The organism is Psychrobacter sp. AntiMn-1 (assembly GCF_001854065.1).
Lineage (GTDB): Bacteria > Pseudomonadota > Gammaproteobacteria > Pseudomonadales > Moraxellaceae > Psychrobacter > Psychrobacter pacificensis.
In genome coordinates, this window is record NZ_CP012969.1 from 1,164,324 (window position 1) to 1,185,264 (window position 20,941).

General features: G+C 43.3%; 18 protein-coding genes and 2 pseudogenes. 14 read left to right on the forward strand and 6 right to left on the reverse strand.

The genetic code is table 11. The features are described 5' to 3' along the window. Positions 1-93: 93 nt before the first annotated feature. From AOT82_RS04770 to rluF, 5 genes are all read left to right on the forward strand, one after another. Positions 94-795: an IS1 family transposase gene (locus AOT82_RS04770; RefSeq protein ID WP_071001266.1), complete on the forward strand. Its 702-nt coding sequence runs from the start codon at positions 94-96 to the stop codon at positions 793-795. Between the two features lie 723 nt (positions 796-1,518). Further along, positions 1,519-1,992, forward strand: a complete 474-nt coding sequence (locus AOT82_RS04775) for a DDE-type integrase/transposase/recombinase (protein WP_083328853.1) — start codon at positions 1,519-1,521, stop codon at positions 1,990-1,992. Positions 1,993-2,139: 147 nt separating this feature from the next. After that, positions 2,140-2,994, forward strand: a complete 855-nt coding sequence (locus AOT82_RS04780; protein WP_071002032.1) for a patatin-like phospholipase family protein — start codon at positions 2,140-2,142, stop codon at positions 2,992-2,994. 177 nt (positions 2,995-3,171) lie between these two features. Then, the gene (locus AOT82_RS04785) at positions 3,172-3,450 is read left to right on the forward strand and encodes a peptidylprolyl isomerase (RefSeq protein WP_071002033.1); all 279 of its coding nucleotides are present in this window, start codon (positions 3,172-3,174) and stop codon (positions 3,448-3,450) included. Positions 3,451-3,560: 110 nt separating this feature from the next. Continuing rightward, the gene (gene rluF, locus AOT82_RS04790) at positions 3,561-4,547 is read left to right on the forward strand and encodes a 23S rRNA pseudouridine(2604) synthase RluF (RefSeq protein ID WP_071002034.1); all 987 of its coding nucleotides are present in this window, start codon (positions 3,561-3,563) and stop codon (positions 4,545-4,547) included. A 136-nt stretch (positions 4,548-4,683) separates the two neighbouring features. Here the strand turns inward: rluF and AOT82_RS04795 are convergent, their stop codons facing one another. Next, complete coding sequence (locus AOT82_RS04795) at positions 4,684-6,087, reverse strand: aspartate ammonia-lyase (protein ID WP_237182799.1); 1,404 nt, start codon at positions 6,085-6,087, stop codon at positions 4,684-4,686. A 396-nt stretch (positions 6,088-6,483) separates the two neighbouring features. Next, complete coding sequence (locus AOT82_RS04800) at positions 6,484-7,347, reverse strand: LysR substrate-binding domain-containing protein (protein WP_071002036.1); 864 nt, start codon at positions 7,345-7,347, stop codon at positions 6,484-6,486. A 542-nt stretch (positions 7,348-7,889) separates the two neighbouring features. Between AOT82_RS04800 and AOT82_RS04805 the strand changes: the two are divergent. Together AOT82_RS04805 and AOT82_RS04810 are read left to right on the forward strand one after the other, a co-directional pair. After that, positions 7,890-8,150: pseudogene (locus tag AOT82_RS04805) on the forward strand (GntP family permease); the annotation flags it as partial. A 179-nt stretch (positions 8,151-8,329) separates the two neighbouring features. Continuing rightward, positions 8,330-9,025 carry a hypothetical protein gene (locus AOT82_RS04810; protein ID WP_071002038.1) on the forward strand — a complete coding sequence of 232 codons (696 nt, stop codon included), beginning with the start codon at positions 8,330-8,332 and terminating at the stop codon, positions 9,023-9,025. A gap of 153 nt (positions 9,026-9,178) precedes the next feature. Here AOT82_RS04810 and AOT82_RS13640 read toward each other — a convergent pair. Continuing rightward, a pseudogene (locus tag AOT82_RS13640) lies at positions 9,179-9,394 on the reverse strand (GntR family transcriptional regulator); the annotation flags it as partial. Positions 9,395-9,399: 5 nt separating this feature from the next. Here AOT82_RS13640 and AOT82_RS04815 point away from each other — a divergent pair. Next, positions 9,400-9,750 (forward strand): TSUP family transporter, encoded by a 351-nt coding sequence (locus AOT82_RS04815; protein ID WP_237182789.1) that lies wholly within the window; start codon positions 9,400-9,402, stop codon positions 9,748-9,750. Positions 9,751-9,873: 123 nt separating this feature from the next. Here AOT82_RS04815 and AOT82_RS04820 read toward each other — a convergent pair whose 3' ends face one another. From AOT82_RS04820 to AOT82_RS04830, 3 genes are all read right to left on the reverse strand, one after another. After that, the gene (locus tag AOT82_RS04820; protein ID WP_071002039.1) at positions 9,874-10,806 is read right to left on the reverse strand and encodes a response regulator; all 933 of its coding nucleotides are present in this window, start codon (positions 10,804-10,806) and stop codon (positions 9,874-9,876) included. Between the two features lie 33 nt (positions 10,807-10,839). Beyond that, positions 10,840-13,197, reverse strand: a complete 2,358-nt coding sequence (locus AOT82_RS04825) for a sensor histidine kinase (RefSeq protein ID WP_071002040.1) — start codon at positions 13,195-13,197, stop codon at positions 10,840-10,842. Between the two features lie 416 nt (positions 13,198-13,613). After that, positions 13,614-14,405, reverse strand: coding sequence for a class II aldolase/adducin family protein (locus AOT82_RS04830; protein ID WP_071002041.1), 792 nt, complete (start codon positions 14,403-14,405; stop codon positions 13,614-13,616). A gap of 85 nt (positions 14,406-14,490) precedes the next feature. Between AOT82_RS04830 and AOT82_RS04835 the strand changes: the two genes are divergently transcribed. From AOT82_RS04835 to AOT82_RS04860, 6 genes are all read left to right on the forward strand, one after another. Further along, complete coding sequence (locus tag AOT82_RS04835; RefSeq protein WP_071002042.1) at positions 14,491-15,180, forward strand: Crp/Fnr family transcriptional regulator; 690 nt, start codon at positions 14,491-14,493, stop codon at positions 15,178-15,180. 160 nt (positions 15,181-15,340) lie between these two features. Beyond that, on the forward strand, positions 15,341-17,044 hold the full coding sequence (locus AOT82_RS04840) for a phosphoethanolamine transferase (RefSeq protein ID WP_156770971.1): 1,704 nt from the start codon (positions 15,341-15,343) through the stop codon (positions 17,042-17,044). 74 nt (positions 17,045-17,118) lie between these two features. Further along, positions 17,119-17,814, forward strand: a complete 696-nt coding sequence (locus tag AOT82_RS04845) for a response regulator transcription factor (RefSeq protein ID WP_071002043.1) — start codon at positions 17,119-17,121, stop codon at positions 17,812-17,814. 127 nt (positions 17,815-17,941) lie between these two features. Beyond that, positions 17,942-19,288 (forward strand): sensor histidine kinase, encoded by a 1,347-nt coding sequence (locus AOT82_RS04850; protein WP_071002044.1) that lies wholly within the window; start codon positions 17,942-17,944, stop codon positions 19,286-19,288. Positions 19,289-19,527: 239 nt separating this feature from the next. After that, on the forward strand, positions 19,528-19,998 hold the full coding sequence (locus AOT82_RS04855; RefSeq protein ID WP_083328856.1) for a diacylglycerol kinase: 471 nt from the start codon (positions 19,528-19,530) through the stop codon (positions 19,996-19,998). Positions 19,999-20,090: 92 nt separating this feature from the next. Then, positions 20,091-20,885 carry a PAP2 family lipid A phosphatase gene (locus tag AOT82_RS04860; protein WP_071002045.1) on the forward strand — a complete coding sequence of 265 codons (795 nt, stop codon included), beginning with the start codon at positions 20,091-20,093 and terminating at the stop codon, positions 20,883-20,885. The last annotated feature ends 56 nt before the right edge of the window (positions 20,886-20,941 follow it).

Here is a 20,941-nt window from a genome sequence, read left to right on the forward strand (position 1 = left end):
TTAAAAAGGTTGCGTGTTGTAAGTAAAAAATTGGGTGGTGGTTCAAAAAGTAGGCTGAAAAAAAACAGGCTGAGAAATTGATAAAATAGTGAAATGCAAATCACACTATACATCAAATGCCCAGCCTGTCTAAGTGACAGTATAAAGAAAAATGGCTTCAAAAGCTATGGTAAACAAAACTATAAATGCAAAGACTGCAAACGGCAGTTTATTGGCGACCATGCCTTAACGTACCAAGGCTGTCACTCCCAAAAAGATAGCAAAATACGCCATCTTATGGTTCGAGGCAGTGGCATAAAAGACATCGCTTGCGTTGAAAAAATTAGCAAAGGCAAAGTACTAGCCACCCTAAAAAAGTGTCACTACCAAATAACCCCCAAGCAAAGGCAATATGACTGTCTTGAAGTAGATGAGCTTTGGACATTCGTAGGTAAAAAGACCAACAAACAATGGCTAATTTATGCCTATCACCGTGACACAGGTGAAATTGTTGCCTATGTGTGGGGAAAACGAGACCTTAACACTGTCAAAAAGCTTAAAGCTAAGCTGAAAGCTTTAGGCGTAAGTTGTGCTAAAATCGCTAGTGATACCTGGGATAGCTTTGTTACTGGTTTTAAGGGCTTTACCCAAGTCATTGGCAAGTTTTTCACGGTCGGTATTGAAGGTAATAATTGCACTATCAGACATCGAGTAAGGCGAGCATTTAGGCGAAGTTGTAACTTTTCTAAAAAGCTGGAAAATCACTTTAAAGCCTTTGATTTAGCTTTCTTTTACATCAATCATGGGTATGTCTAATGTTAGCCTACTTTTTGAACCATCACCAAAAATTGTAGTGGTCAACTAATTTAGGACACTAATAAAATTCAAACATACATCGCCATTCCTTATAACCCTAAGTCGAGAACGGATAATAATTATAAGCGTTGGGGCAACTGTTATGACCGCCAAGATCTTGTAGTGGCATAATTAAATCGGCCCATGTTTAAGAGGTTATACTATCCGAAAGAGGATAATTAGTATGACGACCAAACGCCGCGCATATACCCGAGAATTCAAGTTATAGTAGAACCTCAATAAAATTGATACAGCATAGGAAACGCGCTCGATTCAACGCTACTTTTCTTGCTTGCTGTGACTGCGTCTCCAGAGGCTGCGAAAAATAACGTTGAATCTTATTGTATCGATTTTATAGTAATCTAACTATATGGTATACGATCTAAGCCTATAGATATAAACTCGTTAAGTTAAAAGCCCTGATACGCCAGATATTCAACGATTCAAAGCAATCGGCTGGCGCTCGTACCATTATCGCCATACTGTGGAATGAACATGGATTCGGTTGACGCGCTACCTAGCGTCTAAGTTTATGAAAGGCATGGGACTAATGAGCTGTCAGCTCAAGACGCATAAATAACAGCAAGCTGATCAAGAACACAAAACCCATGACAATATCTTAGATCGCAACTTTAGCCCAAAAGCGCCTAATCAAGTCTGGACAGGTGATGAACCTATGTCGGTATCAAAGGCGGTTGGTGTTACTTGGCTGTCGTTCTAGACCTGTTTGCACGGCGCGTGGTGGGCTTTAGTGTCTCAGACTCTCCTGATAGCTTTTTGACTGCCAAAGCGCTACAGATGGCGTATCAGACTAGACTCAAGCCTAATGGAGTGCTGTTTCACTCTGATCAAGGCACGCATTATACCAGTCAGAAATTCGCTGAGTCAGTCGCAAGTTGTCATGGCATGGTTCAAAGTATGAGCCGAAAGGGAAATTGTTGGGATAACGCCCCAACTGAACGCTTCTTTAGAAGCTTTAAGACGCAGTGGATGCTAAAGGGCGGCTACGAAGAGATTGCTGAAGCATCAAGTGCTATCACTAACTATATTTGGGGCTATTATCAAGCTGTGATACCGCACAGCTTCAACAACTCTTTAACACCATTAGAGACAGAGAGACGCTACTTTAATCAAAACCTCTTATTAGTCCTAAATTAGTTGACTACTACAGTCTATATCCAAGAAATAGGTTTAGAACGGCTTAAAAATATAATTCCCTAGTATCGACTATATTTATAAACATTTTTTATCCCCTCGTTTTGTGTACTTGTAGGTATACTTTGCGAGCGTCATTCGAGGTTTTCAATGGTTAAACAACATCGACAAGCACTGGTGGTTGAAGGCGGCGGCATGCGTGGCGCATTTAGCAGTGGTGTCTTAGACGCCTTTTTACAACAACAATTCAATCCTTTTGATCTTTGTGTGGGCGTCTCTTCAGGTTCAACTAACGTTGCTAACTATTTGGCCGCACAACAAGGCCGTACCCTACATATTTACTTGGATCATTCCCTTCGATCTGAATTTATTCATTATGGCCGTTTCCTTAGAGGCGGTGACTTACTGGATCTAAAGTGGATGTGGGATATAGTGGAGCAAGAATATCCACTGGATCAGGCAAAGTTATTTGCCAATCATGCTGAGTTTTACATGGTGTTAACACATGCTATTTCAGGAGAAGCGATCTACATCAAAGCGGCTAAAGACAATATTTTCGATGGATTAAGGGCATCAAGCTCTATCCCAGTGCTGACCCGCCAAGCGGTCGAGATATTTGGTGAGCCTTATTTTGATGGTGGTGTGGCAGATGCTTTGCCCGTACAGTGGGCGGCTGAGCAAGAGAATATTGATAAGCTCATGGTCATACGTACTCGCCCGCAAAACTACGCTAAAACAAGCAGTAAAGGCGATCAGCTATTGGCTAAATATTATACTAAGCAACGATATGGTTTTGCCCAAAGCTTGTTGACGCGAACCCAACGCTACAACGACTCGGTACAATTTTTACAGACTCCATCATCACAGAAAATTTTAGAGATTTGTCCACCCGACTTAAAAAACATGGCGAGTCGATTGTCCAAAAATAAAGCCAAAATCCGTTATAGCTATGATGTGGGACTAGAAATTGGACACAAGGCGATTGAAGATTGGCATCAGCTTTAACCTCCTTATCTTGCAAAGAAGAGATATTAAAGAGAAAACACGGGCCTCTAATATAAGAAATTGGCTTAAATCTTGCCTTAGTTAACCTTTGAATCACAAAGGTTAGTAACTAAGCTAAAACAAGATAAGTAATGATATAATGACCCGATAATTGATACTCTATGAAAGGTTTATACGATGGCTCGTACCGCTAGCGCATTGCACATTTTAGTCAAACAAAAAGAGTTGGCAGAAGATATTATGGCCAAGCTCAAAAAAGGCGCAGCATTTGATGTGCTGGCCAAACGATACTCAACCTGTCCATCAGGCAAAAAAGGCGGTCATTTAGGTGAGTTCGAAAAAGGCCAAATGGTAGGACCTTTTGATAAAATCTGCTTCAACGGTGAGCTTTTCACCCCTCATTTGGTAAAAACCAAATTTGGCTGGCATGTAGTCAAAGTGCTTTACAGAACGTAAGCGTTAGACTGTAAAACGCAAGTCGCCGCTTTAATGACAAGACGACTGAACCATTCAATTTAGGCTTTTTTCTTAGCAAAAAAGCTTTTTATCAGGTAAAACGGTGCTTTATGTATAACAATTCCTCGACTCGTCTCAATAAATACATCAGCGAAAGTGGGATTTGTTCCAGACGCGATGCTGACCGCTTTGTTGAACAAGGTAATGTATACATCAATGGCAAGCGTGCATCGGTGGGTGATCAAGTGGCTGCTGGAGACGTAGTAAAAGTCAACGGACAGCTGATTGAGCCACGCGAGCCTGATGATTTTATTTTTATTGCCTTAAATAAGCCAGTGGGCATTGTCAGCACCACGGAAAGCTCTGAAAAAAACAACATTGTCGATTTTGTGAGACATTCGGTACGTATTTTTCCGATTGGGCGTTTGGACAAAGACTCTCAAGGATTGATTTTTTTGACCAATAATGGCGATCTGGTCAATAAAGTATTGCGTGCTGGCAATAACCACGAAAAAGAGTATCTCGTGACGGTAAATAAGCCAATCACGGATAGCTTTATTGAGGGTATGGCGAGTGGCGTGCCAATGCTGGGCAAGATGACAAAAAAATGTCCCGTTACTAAGGTAGCACCCAACGTCTTTAACATCACACTCATTCAAGGTTTGAACCGTCAAATCCGCCGTATGTGTGAGCATTTTGGTTATGAGGTCGTCAAGCTTGAGCGTACGCGGATTATGAATGTAAGCCTTAAGGGGCTTCCTGTCGGCGACTGGCGAGACCTGACACCAACAGAGCTGTCTGTCCTGCTTAAAGCTGTCGAAAAATCCTCGTCGCAAGACAATCATTCGGGCAAAAAATCGCGCAATGCACCACGAAAAAAACCGCGTACTGACGCTCAATCAAAGTCAAAACCCTCTGCAAAATCAGCAGGTACTGCAAAGGGGCGCAATAAGTACGCCAAGGATGATGCTAGAAAACCAGCAGGTTCTAAAGGTAGAGATGGGCGTCCGTCCAGTCGTGGCAAGAATGCTGCAGGCAATGGTAAACCTACTACAAACGGCAGACGTCCCTCAAAAGGTCGAGGGTCTAAGCGATAATAATTGTCTAATTTCATCACATCGCTGTCATAGTGATCAAAACGATGAAGATACGACACTTTAAAAGAATTAGGGCGATATCCGTTGATAGATATCGCTCTTTTTTGCTTTGTTCAATCCAGTTTATGTGCACAATCTATATACTACTGACCATCGTATCAGGTGATAAAATCGCTGCAAGTTCCTCATCACTGAGCAGCTTTTCTTGTTTGACCAGCTCCGCCACGCCTGACCCACTCAGCAACGCATTTCCTGCGATACGACTGGCGTTTTCATAACCGATATGTGGTACCAGTGCTGTCACGATACCGATACTGTTTTCGACATGCTGCGCACAGCGAGCTTTATTGGCGGTTATGCCTTGAATACAGCGCTCATCGAGCATACGAATCGACTTCTCTAGCAGGCGCGCATTGTTTAGTAGGTTATAAACAATCAGCGGCTCCATTGCATTGAGTTGCAGTTGCCCTGCTTCTGCCGCCATGGTAATCGTCATATCTTTACCCATTACCTGAAAGGCAGCTTGGGTCATGGCTTCAGGAATCACAGGGTTGACTTTACCCGGCATAATAGACGAGCCAGGTTGCATCGCTGGTAAATTAATCTCGCCCAAGCCCGTACGCGGTCCACTCGACAGTAGACGTAAATCGTTGCTCAATTTAGACAGTTTAATAGCTAGGCGTTTGAGCGCACTCGAAAACGTAATAAACGCACCCATATCGGCACTGGCGGCGATCAAATCCTCAGAGAGCGTCACTGGCAGACCACTGATATCCGCGAGCTCACTAATCGCTAAGCGGGCATAACCTTTGGGCGCATTGATGCCCGTACCAATCGCCGTACCGCCCAAGTTCAACTCACATAACTGTAAACAAGCATCTTCGATTCGCGCCGTTTCACTGCCTAGATCACTGGCGAAAGCGTTAAACTCTTGCCCCAACGTCATCGGTACTGCGTCTTGCAATTGAGTACGACCCATTTTTAGAATACCGCTAAATTCTTTGCCTTTGATAGCTAAGCTGTTTTGTAGCTTGATAATGGCCTCTTGCAGTGGTTTTGCCGCAAATACCATCGCCAAACGTGCCGCGCTTGGATAGACATCATTGGTCGACTGAGAGCGATTGACGTCATTGTTGGGATGGAGATGACTATACTGACCATACTCAAACCCCATCTTTTTTAAGCCAATATTGGCAATCACTTCATTGGCATTCATGTTGGTTGACGTGCCCGCCCCGCCTTGGATGAGATCCACAATAAACTGCTCATGATGCTCACCACTAATCAGATCGCTACACGCATCAGTAATGGCGCTAAGCTTCTCTTGACTGAGTAGACCGTGTTGATAATTGGCTTTGGCAGCAGCCGCTTTCACCATTGCCAGTGCTTTGATCAAATCAGGAAAATGGCTGATTGACACGCCGGTAATGTCAAAATTTTGCGCGGCGCGTTGCGTTTGAATACCATATAAGACAGTGGCTGGTACGGCTTGCTCACCCAATAAATCTTTTTCGATGCGAGTATGGGCTTTATTATCGATAAGGTTATCTATATTTTTCATATTTTTATCACTTCTTAGACATAAGAGAGATTTAAGAAGTAGGCCGACAAAAATGACTCTGTTAAGTGTTTTGTCTTGACGCTACTCAATATGAGCGCCATCGTAACCGAGAATTTAGCACAAGAAAAACGCAAATATTTCGCTCTCAGCCCCAAAAATTTTGCTGCTTAATAAAAAATATGACAGATTAGGTTGTTCTATAAAAAAGAATGAGCACTTTTACAGTAGTTTTTTTGGAAAAAATTTATATGGCAAGAAAGATTTTATGAGAAAGCTTATCGATTGAAAAAATAGATTGATTGTTAATTATAAGTGGTACAAGCAAACACCTAGCCTCAGTGAGAAAAGCTAGGGTTGATAAGACTCTTGACTCACTTACAGCCCCAACACCTGCTTTAGAGCATTGATTTGTGGCTGCTGACGATCGGTATAACGATATGCCAATACAACCTCGCGCACCAAACTGTTATCCCCTAAATGGTGAATTTGAACGGGCGGCGTACTTCTAATCCATAGCCCAGCATACGGAATCAAAGCCACCCCCAGCCCCGACTCCACCATCCGAACGATCGCATCCAGATCATTAATCTCCATGATCGTATTTACCTTGATGTCCTGTTGTTTAAAGAACTTGTTTATCTTTGCGCCTGCTGAGGACTGTAAGGTGTAATGGATAAAAGGATGCTGCTCAAGCGTTTGTCTGAGGCTATGAAAGGGCCATTTTTTAGGGCTAATGAGCACGTAGGGTTCGGTCATAATGGACTGCGTCACAATATCTTTTGGCAAGGCAAATGCTGGCTGTATGGTAATTGCCGCATCTATCTCCCCAACTTCTAGTTTCTCAAATAACTCTACAGCACGCCCGGGGACAATTTCCGTCTGCATTAAGGGGGCAAGTAACGTAATCGCTTTTAGTGCCTCTGGCAAGATACCCACTTGCACGGAATTGATCGAGCCAATCCTAAGCTGCCCGTAATAGCTGGCAATATCGGTATCTGTGGACAACTGCATTGTTGAATAAAGCGCCAAAATCTCTTTGGCGATCGGTAATACGCGCGTGCCTTGCGGATTGAGCGTAATGGCACGAGCAGAGCGGGTAAATAAAGATAACCCTAGATTGTCTTCCAAGGTTTTTATTTGGGCGCTGACCGCAGACTGGGTCAAGTTGATGTGCCGAGCAGCGGCAGCAAAGCTGTCTAACTCGCAAACGGCCACAAAGGTTTTAAGCTCTCTTATCATTGATATCACCACACTTATAAGTTATGTCTGACATTTGAATACGGTCTAATTTATCTCAAAGTGGTTAGTATCTCTTCATTAAAAATGGACCATTACACCAGTACCGTGACTCTCAAGGTCTACTAGTTGACCTTTGTTTACTCCTCTGTTAGATTTTAAAATGATACATAATGTATCATTTTATTTGACCTAAGTTTGATTTAAGTAAGCCGTTATCTCTACGTGATTACCCTATCACTATACTTTTCTCATCACTCTTTTTCATCGTTGGACTGGTGATATTGAGTTCATGCTAAGGATAGCTATTATGAACAACCGTCTATTAGATTTTTCGTGGAGCAGGAGTTACCATCCAAAAACCACTATGAAAAGCATGGACTGTTAAAGGCCTAATTCTATCACCCAAATAAAGATTACAAAAACAGCCCATCGTTTTCATCGATGGATCAATACCTTTTTATAAAATGTCTTTTTATAAGAAGAATAATGAGCCGCAACCATTATAGTTCACCGCCTATTTTCCATGGAAGGAAATCAAAATCATGAGCATTTTTGCTATTTTGTTGTCTTTGTCCCTCTTAATGTATTTTGCCTATCGAGGCGTGAGCGTCTTAGTTTTGGCACCTCTACTCGCTATCTTGGCAGTGGTATTAAGTGGGCAGAGCAGCCAAACGATGGTGATCTATACTGAAGTCTTTATGCAAGGTCTTGGCGGCTTTGCTGTCAAATACTTCCCCCTATTTATCTTGGGGGCTATTTTTGGCAAATTGATGGAAGATTCTGGTTACGCCTGTAGCGTCGCCCGCAATTCTTAACGCACTAGAAAATTACTGGTTGTTATAGTGATGTAATAATAGAAGGTCTAGGATGGTTAGCAGATGTCATTGCTAAAAAATTCGATTATAGTAGATATTCCTTATAATAACTGCTACTTACAGTAGCTACTAATAGCATTCATCCACATAGACTGAGGGATTAAATCATGAAAACATTAGGATTATGTATTGCCGCAGGACTGGGCTTAAGCGCTTGTGCGAGCGGTGGAACGATGGGTAACACCAACCCAAACAACATAGTGACCGAGTACCCTGTTGAGACCGCCATGCTCAATATCTATACCAAACAACGTAGTGAAAATTTGGTTGCCACTATCGGCAATCAAACGGCCTCAGCAGATATTCAAGTCACGCCTAAAGGCAACATGGTTTTCAATAATAAAAAGGTACAAGGTACTGAGATCAACACGATCAATAAAGTGAACAATCAAATCACTAACCATTCAGTCGCTATCAATTACTTCACCTTGAACCCTTTGGTATTTCACGGTTTTACAGACAGCACAGGCAAATACTCAGTCTCAAATCAAACGACCACTATCCCCAAAATGGCGACGGTGGGCGACTCAAACAAATTGATTACTGAAAATGTCTATACGGACAGTCGTATGCGCCAAAAAATCGGCACCTATAACCAAAACTGGTCCCTAACGCGAGACAGCAATCAGACCGCATGGTTCTGTATCGAAACCTCAGACAACATGCTTGCTGGTGGCACCTCTGAAGGCAGCTCAAAAGAATGCTACAAAATCAATGCCAAAGGCGACATACTTGCGAGCAAAGTCACTATCGTACCGCCAGCTGGTAATGGCGGACAGACGATTACGTTTAACAGCCAGTAAGCAGTTCTATGTATCAACCATTTCTTTCATTGGTCGTTCATAGAGTCAGGTGATAAAAAGTATGAAAAAAGGAGCTGAATTATCAGCTCCTTTTTTATAGCTTATTGAGCATAACTTAACCACTGCCCTCGCTAATGGTGAAATGGCCAATGGTTAAATAATATTGACCTCATAACTAAATTTTTCTGCCAATCCATAAGATTCTCTATATTCGATAGGGTCCCCTTCTAGGTTTTTAGCAACGCGGCATACTTTTACCAAGTTTTCTTGTTCGGTATTGTCCAGATAAGGGTCTATATGATTGGAGATAAAAAACAGCATTTCTACGGCAGATGAGACAAACTGACCGCACTTTTTGTAATAAAAAGGATCCTGTGGGCTTTTTCATTGCCTTTATGAGCACGTTGGTGGGTGGCCTAGGTCCCATTCTTAACCCTTTTTATATGAACGCAGGTCTAGAAAAAGAGAATCTTATTGCGACCAAAACGGCGAATTCTTTTTTTGTCGGTATTGTGCAAGTCGTCAGCTACGCCTTTTTTGGCATACTCACAGTCAAGATCTGTGTGTATGGTCTGGTATTAGGACTGGGTGCCGTTATTGGCAACGTCATTGGCAAACACTTTTTGGCTGGCATCAGTATTAGTCAGTTTAGAATAATGCTGCTGATACTAATGGTGATGAGTGGTCTAATAATGATTATAAGAAACATAAACGTACTGTTTTAATAAGCCTATCACTCGATACCGTAATTATGTCACGCAAATTCTTATAAATACGGCTATTTATTCTTTATTAAAGATAATGCTCAATCATATGCTGACTTGATATAGCATCTTAATCAGAATACTTTACATCATCATGCGCCAGCCTCTAAACTTGGCAAAGAAACCCTTCAATCTTTCAGAAAAATTAAAAGTCTCAGCTTCTGGTACTTCTTCAACATGATGACGCGTTGCTAATATCGGCTGCTGTACCAGTCTTTCGTGATGCTCAAACGCGCGGTCCAGACTGATACTCATAATAGAGAAGTTGGTAGGACGTGGCAGACAGCGATATACCTGCCCTTTATTGATGAGATCAATCACCATGTGAGCGTCTTTAAATTCAGTCAACATCAGCACCATCAGATCGGGCTGGATATTTTTTAGAGCGTAGACAATAGGAGTAATATTTTCTTCGTTGAGCGTCGCATCCGTGATGGTGACACCAAACTTCTTTTTTTGTAGTAACTTCGCAGCCTGCTCGAGGTTGCTTGCCCAGCTCACTGTATAAGTACTTTTAAACTGATTTTTTATTTCTTGATAAATACTCTCATCATCATCTAATACCAGTATATTCCTTTTGCTACTAGCATTCATAAAACTCTGAGATTCATCACCTTGCTTCATATTTTGGGTAATATCTTGCGTTTGCTGAGCAATCTCTGTGGCTTTATTTACGATCTTTTTGAGCTCATCATTTTGCCAAGGCTTGGTGATATAACGGTAAATCTCTCCGTCATTGACCGAGTCAATCACCGCATTGAGATCCGCATAGCCTGTTAGCAAGATACGAATGGTATTGGGTGACGCTTCTTTAATATCACGCAAGACTTCCGTCCCTTGCTTATCAGGCATACGTTGGTCACTGATGACCACTTGTACATCGTGCTCGCTGACATATTTCATAAGCTCAGTGGCATCGGTGGTGGTAAATACATCGTGCGACTGGCGAAAATGCATTTTTAGACTGCGTAAAATGCGCGGCTCATCATCGATAAAGGCAATTTTTGGTTTTTGCATGAGGCTCTCTTTAGGTGAGTGGTGAGAAGTATTTCAACCTTCAAATAAGGCTTTGGAGGGTTTATTTTCATAAGTTTTTGACTGTATTGGCAGCATAATGGTAAAAGTTGTGCCCTCGCCGACGATTGAGCTCGCTGCAATACTGCCGCCATGCTGCTCAATAATTTGCGTGCTGATCGCCAGCCCTAAACCCGTTCCATCGCCTGCTTTTTTGGTGGTAAAAAACGGCTCAAAGATACGCTCTAAAGCCTGCTCGTTGATACCGATACCATTATCTGTGACCTGCACCACTACCTGCGACTGCGTCTCATCGACAGCTGATGTGATATGCAACTCGCCTTTTTGATCAGGCGCTATGGCTTGAGCGGCATTATTGAATAAATTTAATAGCACTTGATTGATTTGCGAGGGGTTACATTGAGTCAGCGGCAGTGTCGCTAGGTTGGTCGTAATATCTAGGGTTTTGAGGTTATTGCGCGCCATGACCAGCGAGGTGGTGATACAGTCATTGATATCGACGTCTTTTACTTTTGATTCATCAATTCTAGAAAAGTCGCGCAAACTTACCACCAACTCAGCTATCTGATCGACCCCGTACAAGCTGTCTTTGATCAAATCGGCCAAGTCCTCACTGACTTCATCTTCTTTGATCTCTTCACAGCATTGTAGAGTTTGAGCCGTCAATTGTGCTACTTGCGCTTGGTCAGCACTAGAGTCTTTTAGCGCCTGCAATAGCTGGTCAGTCTGGCTGATCAGCTCATCGAAACGCGTCAAGTTATCACCGACCAGTTCGATATTACTGCGTACATAGCCCAGTGGTGTGTTGACCTCGTGCGCCACGCCTGCCACCATTTGACCCAAGGTTGCCATTTTTTCGGAGCGCACTAATTGTACTTGTGAGGCTTTTAGCTCATCCATCGCTTGCTGTAGATCTTGGGTACGGGCAGCAACTTGTTTTTCTAGATGGACGTTGATCTCGGCAAGCGCGCCTTCGTTTTCGACGACACGATCAATCAGTTGGTTGGTCTGCTCACTGATGATCTGAATTTCGCTCACGCTTGAGCTGGGCAGCTTATGTGCGAGCAGTTTCTGATATTGTTTTTGTTCAATCAAAGCGCCCATCTCAGCCACCAAAAGCGACATACGTTGTAATGGACGAGTAAAATACTGACGGAACACCCATGCCGTTAATAATAAAATAGGGATAAAGCCCAGTAGCATGGCTTGAATCAGCTGGTTCGATAGCGCATTGGCAACACTGAGCAGATCACTATTGGGTTTGACGATCACCATTTTCCAGTAAGTAAATGGCATGCGAAAGACGAAGGCTGTGGCTGGCTGCTGCAAGACAAAATCATTGGGTACGTCGATGGTATCGACCAGATGGCTGTCGACTAAATTGAAAGTTTGATCGATATTTAATAACAGCAACGCCGAGAGTAGCTCAGACTCTTGCTCACTTATTTTGCCCAGATTGGTCGTACTCAAAATACTACGCGCCGCCAAGGTAAAACGGCTTTCATCTTTGGCAGTAGCATCATCAATGAGCGTATCGTTAATGCGACCCAAACTGTCCGCGATAGGCGCAAAACTCGGATTGATAGCCGCCAACTGACTGGCGTTCATCATCTCACCTTGTGGATTGTTGGCGGTGGTTTGAGTGACGAGCGACTGATCAGGAAAAGTTAGGAATCGATTGTCCAAGTCAACCAAAAAGACATAGCCGCCTATTTTTTCTTGCCACCTCTTCATGGCGGCATCAAGATTGTCCAATAATAAGTTAAAACTCACCACGCCATCAAACGCTTGATTAGTACTGTTGTACAATGCTTTAGCACAAGTCATCATCGGCTGATTGCTGGTGGGATCGATGTATGCCCGACTCCAGACGCAGTGATCATGATTGGCGTACAACGCTGGAATATACCACCAGTCTCGATAATAAGCATTGGGCGTTTGACTTACTTGGTCATAGCGCGTCACTGACTGCATGCTGCCTGTCTCATCGCGCGCCCATACAAACGACTGACGCTCTTGACCTTGGGCATACATATTTGGGTCAAACCATACCCCGCCACCCACGATTCTTTGATCCATTTGTTGCATGAGATTGCCAAAGGTTTCTTGGTAAAGTGCATCCTCTTTAGGTAGACCGCCCGCCATCGTACTGCTTGCTTTTGCCAGCCCATCGACATGGTTGATACTCACCATGATACTGTTGATGACTTCGTTACCTGTTTCAACCACAGTCTCTGATGTCATCTCCATAATGCGCGGCTTGCCTTGGGTTTCAATGACCAAGTACACCATGAGGATAATCAGCAAAAAAGCCAACGCTAAAATAATCAGCATACGGGTAGAGATACTACCAAGCCTGCCAGCAACGCTCATACACACACCTTTTATCTACGCATCAACTGCTATCAATGAATCTCTTAATGGATATCAATCTCTGTGACACACAGCAACTATTTATAATGGGCATAAGAATACGGCTCATTTATGAACATATGATGACAAAAAAATACAAGTTGATAGAGGCGGATTAATTTAAAAACCGGTGATAGCACACAAAGGGAATGAGGAGTCAAAATAAGACCCTGACAGATAGAATGCTTATAGGGAGGTAAAAACAGGAAACAAAAAAGCAGCGCATCAAACGATGTGCTGCTTTTTTTTGGTGCGACGGTTGTTGATGGCGTATAGATTGCAAACACTAGATAATAAACCTTACCTGAGCGTCTTTTATATACTCATACTGACCACGCTCTTGATGGTAATACTCACCTAACGCTGCCCATATGTAATCACTCCTCAAACGATGGGTCAGTACGGCGTAGCTTTCTTAATAAGGCAGGCCATGCGATATCACCATTCGCTCCTCTGGTCACCTGCTTCGATGCCGCTTGAATACCAGCCAATATTTGTGCTGGTATCGGCGTCAATGCGCTGCCACCGCTTTGCGCCTTGATTTGAATCTCGCAGGCGTTTTGTAAAATATACATATTCAAAAACGCATCAGCGACGGTGTCGGCACAAGTGAGCAGACCGTGATTGCGCAAGATCATAAAGTTAGCCTTGCCTAAATCAGCGACCAAGCGGACTTTTTCTTCTGGGTTAAGTGCAACGCCCTCGTAATCGTGATATGCCAAGTTAGATAACGGAAATAATGACTGCTGCGAGATGGGTAGTAGGCCTTGCTCTTGCGCCGAGACCGCTACGCCATCGCTAGTATGCAGATGAATCACGCAGTGCGCATCATCACGGGCTTCGTGTACGGCACTATGAATAATAAACCCGGCTGGATTGACATTGAACGCTGATGGCGAGACCTTTTCGCCCGCTTTGTTGACTTTGACTAGGCTGGAAGCGGTGATCTCTTCAAATAGCATGCCATAAGGATTGATTAAAAACTCATCTTCTGTCCCTGGTACGCGGGCTGAGATATGGGTAAATACCAGATCATCCCAGCCATAGGACGCAATCAAGCGATAACAAGCAGCAAGATTTACTCGCATCTGCCACTCTTGTTCGCTCATATTATGGTGTACACTCGATGTTGAATCAGTTTGTGTGGTCGTTTTTATCGCTGTTTGCATTGTATAGTCCTTTACAGTTGTGAATAGTCCGAATAATTACTCTACACCATTCTTCAAACCCAAATCTGTCAAAAACATGACACTTATGAATATCAATCATCATTTAAATAACGACCCTTGGTTTGCTGACTTGCCAACCGACGTGCAAGCGCTACTAGCGTATAACGCTGTGCTAAAGGTATACCAAAAAAGCCAAATGATTCATGCTATTGGTGACAATGATGATGCGGCGCTGCACTTTGTCGTATCGGGTACGATTAGAGTCTGCAATGTGAGCGCTAGCGGCAATGCCATGACCCTCGCTCACCTATCTAGTGGCGAGTGGTTTGGTGAGATCTCTATCATAGATGATAATCCTCGCACCCACGATGCATGGACGATTAATAAGGTTACGTTGATTTCTATCCCCAGAAAGGTGGTGATTGAAACGGCGCAACAGTATCCAATTTTATACAAGCACCTCGCGCTCATCACTTGTGCGCGTATTCGTAGAGCCTTTGATTGGATTGATGATGCCACCTCACTCAATACATCGGCGCGACTGGCGAGCATGCTCATGGGATTCATCGGTACTTATGGTAAGCAAGTGAATGGCGATATCAAAATAGACTTACGCTTGTCGCAAGAAGAGCTTGGCTTTATGCTCGGTACCACCCGACAAACCATCAATAAAATCATTCAGTCTTGGCAAAAACAGGAATTCATAGATATGCACTATGGTTTTATGACCATAAAGAATCAGTCTGAGTTAAAAGCAATCATGAATCCTGAATAATTTGAATATCTATGAAATCTTTCCATAAAGTTTTATATAAACCACTCAACACCTCGCAAACTAGCATCAGCATCAAAGCTGCCACCTTAACATCTTCTTAACAGCACACTTGTTATGGTAAGGAATGACGTTTCCTACCATTCTGTTGAGAAGTATTTATATGTCCATATCTCAAGCCGCCAAAATCGATGCGCCTAAAGCCAATAAAAAAAACAGCTATCTGAGTCAGCTCTACGATCATGAGGTAAATCTCAGTTATCTTATTATCATTGTTGCCTTATATTTGGTGGCGACTGCCAATATTGGCTTTTTTGAGCAGGTGCTAGATGTCTATCCATTTAGCAAAAACGTCGGCTTTATACTGTCTATTACAGGCTTGTTGTTTGGATTGATGTGGCTGGTGTTACAGCTGCTTTGCTATCGCCCTATTGCCAAACCAGTGTTGATTGCGCTACTGATCATTGCTGCCATTTGCGGTTATTTTACCGATGCTTATGGGACGATATTTGACACCAACATGCTGATTAACAGTCTGGAGACCGATCAAGCAGAGGCGATGGGATTGTTTGCCCCCAGCATGGTCATTCGACTGCTGATATTAGGCGTGTTGCCAGCATTTATCATTAGCAAAATTCGTCTAAAACGCTTTACTTGGCAACGCAGTATTCTACAAAAAACAGCCACGTTGATATTGTCTATCGCATTGATCGCAGCGTGTCTTTTACCCTTTGGTGACCAGTACGCCAGCTTCTTTCGTCAGCATAAAGAGGTGCGCTCTTATGCCAACCCAATCACGCCTATTTACTCTACGATCAAACTTGTCGAAAACTATGTCAATGAGCTGCGCCGTCCTGATACTTTCACCCTACATGCGACAGATGCAAAGCGCGTCGCTCCTACCAGTAGCACTACAAACAGCAGCACTGCAAAACCCAAGCTCATGGTGTTCGTCGTTGGGGAAACGGCTCGCGCTGATCACTTCGGTTTAAATGGCTATACACGCAACACCACACCGCTGCTCTCAAAACAATCAGACCTCTATAGTTTTCAGAATGCTGTCTCTTGCGGCACCTCTACGGCCTACTCCGTACCCTGCATGTTCAGCTATGCAAATCGGGAAAATTATGATATCGATACCGCCAAGTACAATGAAAACGTACTCGATACGCTAAGCAAGCAAGGGATCAATGTCATTTGGCGAGACAACAACTCTAGCTCTAAAGGCGTGGCTGATCGTGTTACTTTTGAAGACTACAAAACGGCTGATACCAATCCGAACTGTGATGTCGAATGCCGAGATATCGGTATGCTTGATGGTTTTGATGAACTTGTAAAGTCAGGCAGCTCACCGAAAGATACGCCTAAAGACACGCTTATTTTGTTACACCAAATGGGTAATCATGGCCCCGCTTATTACCAGCGATACCCTAAAAAATTTGAAACGTATAAACCTGTCTGTATGACCAATGAGCTATCGAAATGTGACGCCCAGTCTGTAATCAATGGCTATGATAATGCGATTCTTTATACCGACTATTTTTTGAATAACGTGATCGATACCCTAAAAACTTACGAACAAGATTATGATGTAGTCATGGTTTATATGAGCGATCATGGCGAGAGTCTTGGTGAAAATAATATTTATTTGCATGGTCTGCCCTATAAGTTTGCCCCGGATACTCAAAAGCACGTGCCCGCAGTCATTTGGTCACCAGACAGCAATAACATCGATGCGGATAGTATCTCTAGTATGAGCAGTCAGCCCGTGTCACATGATTTTATTACGCCGACGTTGCTTAGCTTTTTTGGCATCACGACTGATGCGGTCAAAGGCGCGCCAACCTTTTTTAAAGTGAATAACTAAATCTGTTTTTATATTGCTCCATCCTTTAAGCCATCACTATCTTTTAGGTAGCCACTATTTTTTAGGTTAACATCATGTATAAGATACTCGTTATTGAAGACAACCCCGATATCGTGGCCAATATTTATGCGTTTTTTGAGCCAAAAGGCTTTGAGCTGGACAACGCACATAATGGCTACAGTGGGCTAACGCTCGCCGCAAGCAATCATTATGATGTGATATTGCTCGATGTGATGTTACCGGGTATGGATGGCACGCAGCTGTGCAAAAAACTCAGGGAAGAGTTGCATGACAAGACTCCCGTGCTAATGCTCACGGCTCGCGATACAATCTTAGATAAAGTCGCTGGGTTTGATAGCGGTGCTGATGATTATTTGGTCAAGCCGTTTTCGTTGGTTGAGTTGGAATGTCGTATCAAAGCGCTCATACGTCGCACCGAGGACGATCATTTTGCCCACAGTATTGCTGTCGGAGCATTGTCCTTAAACAATAGTGAGCATACCATTATGCGCGACGGACAATCACTAAAGCTCACCCCTACTGGCTTTAAAATATTGCACATCCTAATGAGCGCAGCGCCTAGAGTCGTCAGTAAAACTGAGATTGAAGAAAAAGTATGGGGGCTAGATATACCGAGTAGTGATGCACTGCGCACCCATATGCATAGCGTGCGCGCACAGGTTGATAAGCCATTTAACACACCCATGATAGTCACAGTACCTGGTGTAGGTTACCAAGTTGTTGACCCTAACAAATCAGCAAGCGCGTAGTTGTGATTGCAGCATGAATTGAATAAACCTTATCCAATTTACTAATCGACTGACCGTATCGTATTTATCGCTCTATTATATATAGCCCTGTTATATATCGCCTTCTTCTATTAGGTTGTCCCATGCCATGCTCAATATAGACTCGATAGCCAATAAGTTCAGACTGTCTTACTTCATATTCGCGTTATTACTGTGCGCAGCTTTTGTCAGTATTTTCTTGTACGCGGAGAGCCGAATAGAGCAAGATTTGGTCAAGGCTCGCCTATTGCAGCAGCTAGAACTCAGTCAAGAAAAGTATGGTGACCAACCTATTTATGTCGCCGAACCAGGTATCAAGATTTATCGCTATGACAAAGCACCTGCCAGTTTGCAAGCGATAGCCAATGACACGGTACAAGAGACTTCTGTCACTGTTAGTAAAACCTCTGGAGCAGGTCATGCCAACCTGCATCTTTTCGCCTATACTCAAGATGGTCAAACCTATATTTTGACTTACCTAGAAAACACCGAAATGGTGATGGGAAATTACCCAGTCTTGGCGATATTTGAGCACCTAGAAGACATATTTGCAGATACGCTAAAAGTAGCCGTGATTCTAAGCTTACTTATCGCCGCTATCTTCTCTCAGTTATCTTCCAAACAGATCATCAAGCCTTTATTGGATTTGAAGCAAGCCATCGAGACCGATCATCATAACTTAAGCGATTTGACACACTTGCCATCTGAGGTTGGTGTCTTGGCACGGGCCATCGATGAGAAAAACCACAAGTTAGAGCAATATCTCAAGCGCGAGCAACTGTTTACTGGTGATGTCAGCCATGAGCTGCGTACGCCGTTGACTATTATCATGGGGGCTTCCGAGGTCTTGGCCTCGCAACTAGACCCTGACAGCCACTTAAATGAGTTTACCAATCGTATCAGTACCACGGCAAAAGAAACTTCCGAGATTATCACCGCCCTGCTCCTACTATCGCGCGCGCCTGAAAAGTTAGACGCACCGCAAACCTCTATCAACAGTATCGCCTTAGCAGAAATGCAGCGCCTGAAGTATTTGCTGCGGTATAAATCTGTCACTTGTCAGATAATTGCTGAGCAGGAATATAGCGCTTACGTACGTCCCGAACTACTAAAAATGGCACTAGGCAATCTCATAAAAAATGCGTTTCAGTATACCGATGATGGCGAAGTCACCATCACTATCGATGACGAAAAAATCATGGTAACTGATACTGGTCTTGGTATTCCTGAGGCGATGATGCCGCTGCTGTATGAGCGCTTTGAGCGCCTAACTCATGACTATCAAGACGAGGGTACAGGCATAGCCTTGTCACCAGAAAATGATATCAATCACAAGGTTGAAGGCTCAGGTTTGGGACTGAGTATCGTACAACGCATCATGTCTCATATGGGCTGGCAGCTGACTCATCAAGCCAATCCGTCTGGCGGCAGCACTTTTATTATTTATTATAAATAACCGTACTTTGCTTACTATCACCACAATTTCTATTTAACCATTGCCCACTGAACTGGCGGGCAATGCCATTTGTGCCATTTGTCCGAATCATTCTTTATTCTCATTCCTGCTTACGCTCTTAACGTTTTCTTAATCTCGCTCGTCTTATACTTAGGATATATCGACTTTGCTTGACTGTTTTTTTGGTCACGCAAAACCGAAAGCGCATCTTGATATTAATAGATCATTAAGAATTCTATATGAATAAAATTACTCCTATTAATCTTGAAGACGAGTCAGCCGAGCATTGCTCTATCAAGCAGGCAGCACATCACAGTGCGCTCACGCCTGATAGCTTTGCAGAAAGCGCAAAAGGCAAAACGGGCTTTTACCGAATTATAAAAGCTGCTGGCTATTCAATGGACGGATTTAAGGCAGCATACAAATTTGAGGCGGCTTTTCGACAAGTCGTGTGGCTCAATGTTGTCCTGCTTGCCGCTGTCATTATGATGCCTTTTACGCTTGGTATAAAAATGATGCTAGTGCTCGCGTCTTTTTTATCTTTAATTGTTGAGCTGATTAACACGGGTATCGAAGCTTGCGTCGACCACACATCAACCGCCAAGCATCCACTCGCAAAAATCGCAAAAGATGTTGGCTCGGCGGCGCAGTTCGTGTCGTTATGTCTATTAACAATTTTATGGCTCATGGCGTTGTCTGTCTTTTTATAAAGACATCTATCACAGGCACTGATCAATAATCAAGCTAGAAGCTATCCTATTTATTATACGTTCTTACTTACTATACATTGCCAGAGGTATCCATGACTTTAGAAAACCACTCAATGGCTTGGGACTGGCTAAAATTACTGTGTTTGACCATCCTCGCTACGTTGGTGTTTGAACATAGTCAGTTAGACATACGCATCAGTGAGCTTTTTTATAGCCATGGACACTGGCTACTAGAAAAAGGTGCGCAGCCTTATGCGTTTATCTTTTATGATTTGCCCAAAGCCCTACTGATCCTACTGGCGGTCTACCTCATAGCAGTGTTAATTATAAAATATAGACAGCCTTTGCCGGATCTTGCCTCACAGCATCGCTGTAAATTCGATAAATTTCTGTTTCCTTTACCAATTCGGGAGATCGGCTATCTACTGCTGGTATTAGCGATTGTACCGGCTACCATTACCACATTAAAAGGCGTCACCCATGTGAGCTGCCCGAATGACTTGGCAATTTTTGGCGGTGAGTTGCCTTATCTAAATCTGTGGCAAAACATGGTTGCCGCAACGCCTGCCAGATGCTTCCCAGCGGCTCACGCCAGCGCAGGATTCTCCTTATATGGATTGGCTTTTTTGCCAACACTCAAAAAGCACCGTTATCAAATACTAAAAATAGTTACGCTCTTAGGCTGGAGCATGGGGCTGTATAAGATGCTATTTGGCGATCATTTTTTTAGTCATACTTTGGTCTCGATGCTGCTATCACTGACGATAGCGTGTGCGCTTGCGACGCTATTCTTTAAAGATTCGATAAAGGCAAAGGCCAAAAGCGCCAGTAAAAAACATGCCGACACAGCCACTAGCTTGCTTGGTACTGAAACCTCAAGCACTTAGAATGATAGTTATCACGTTGCGTTATTTTGCTAGACACGACTAGCGAACTGCAGGCA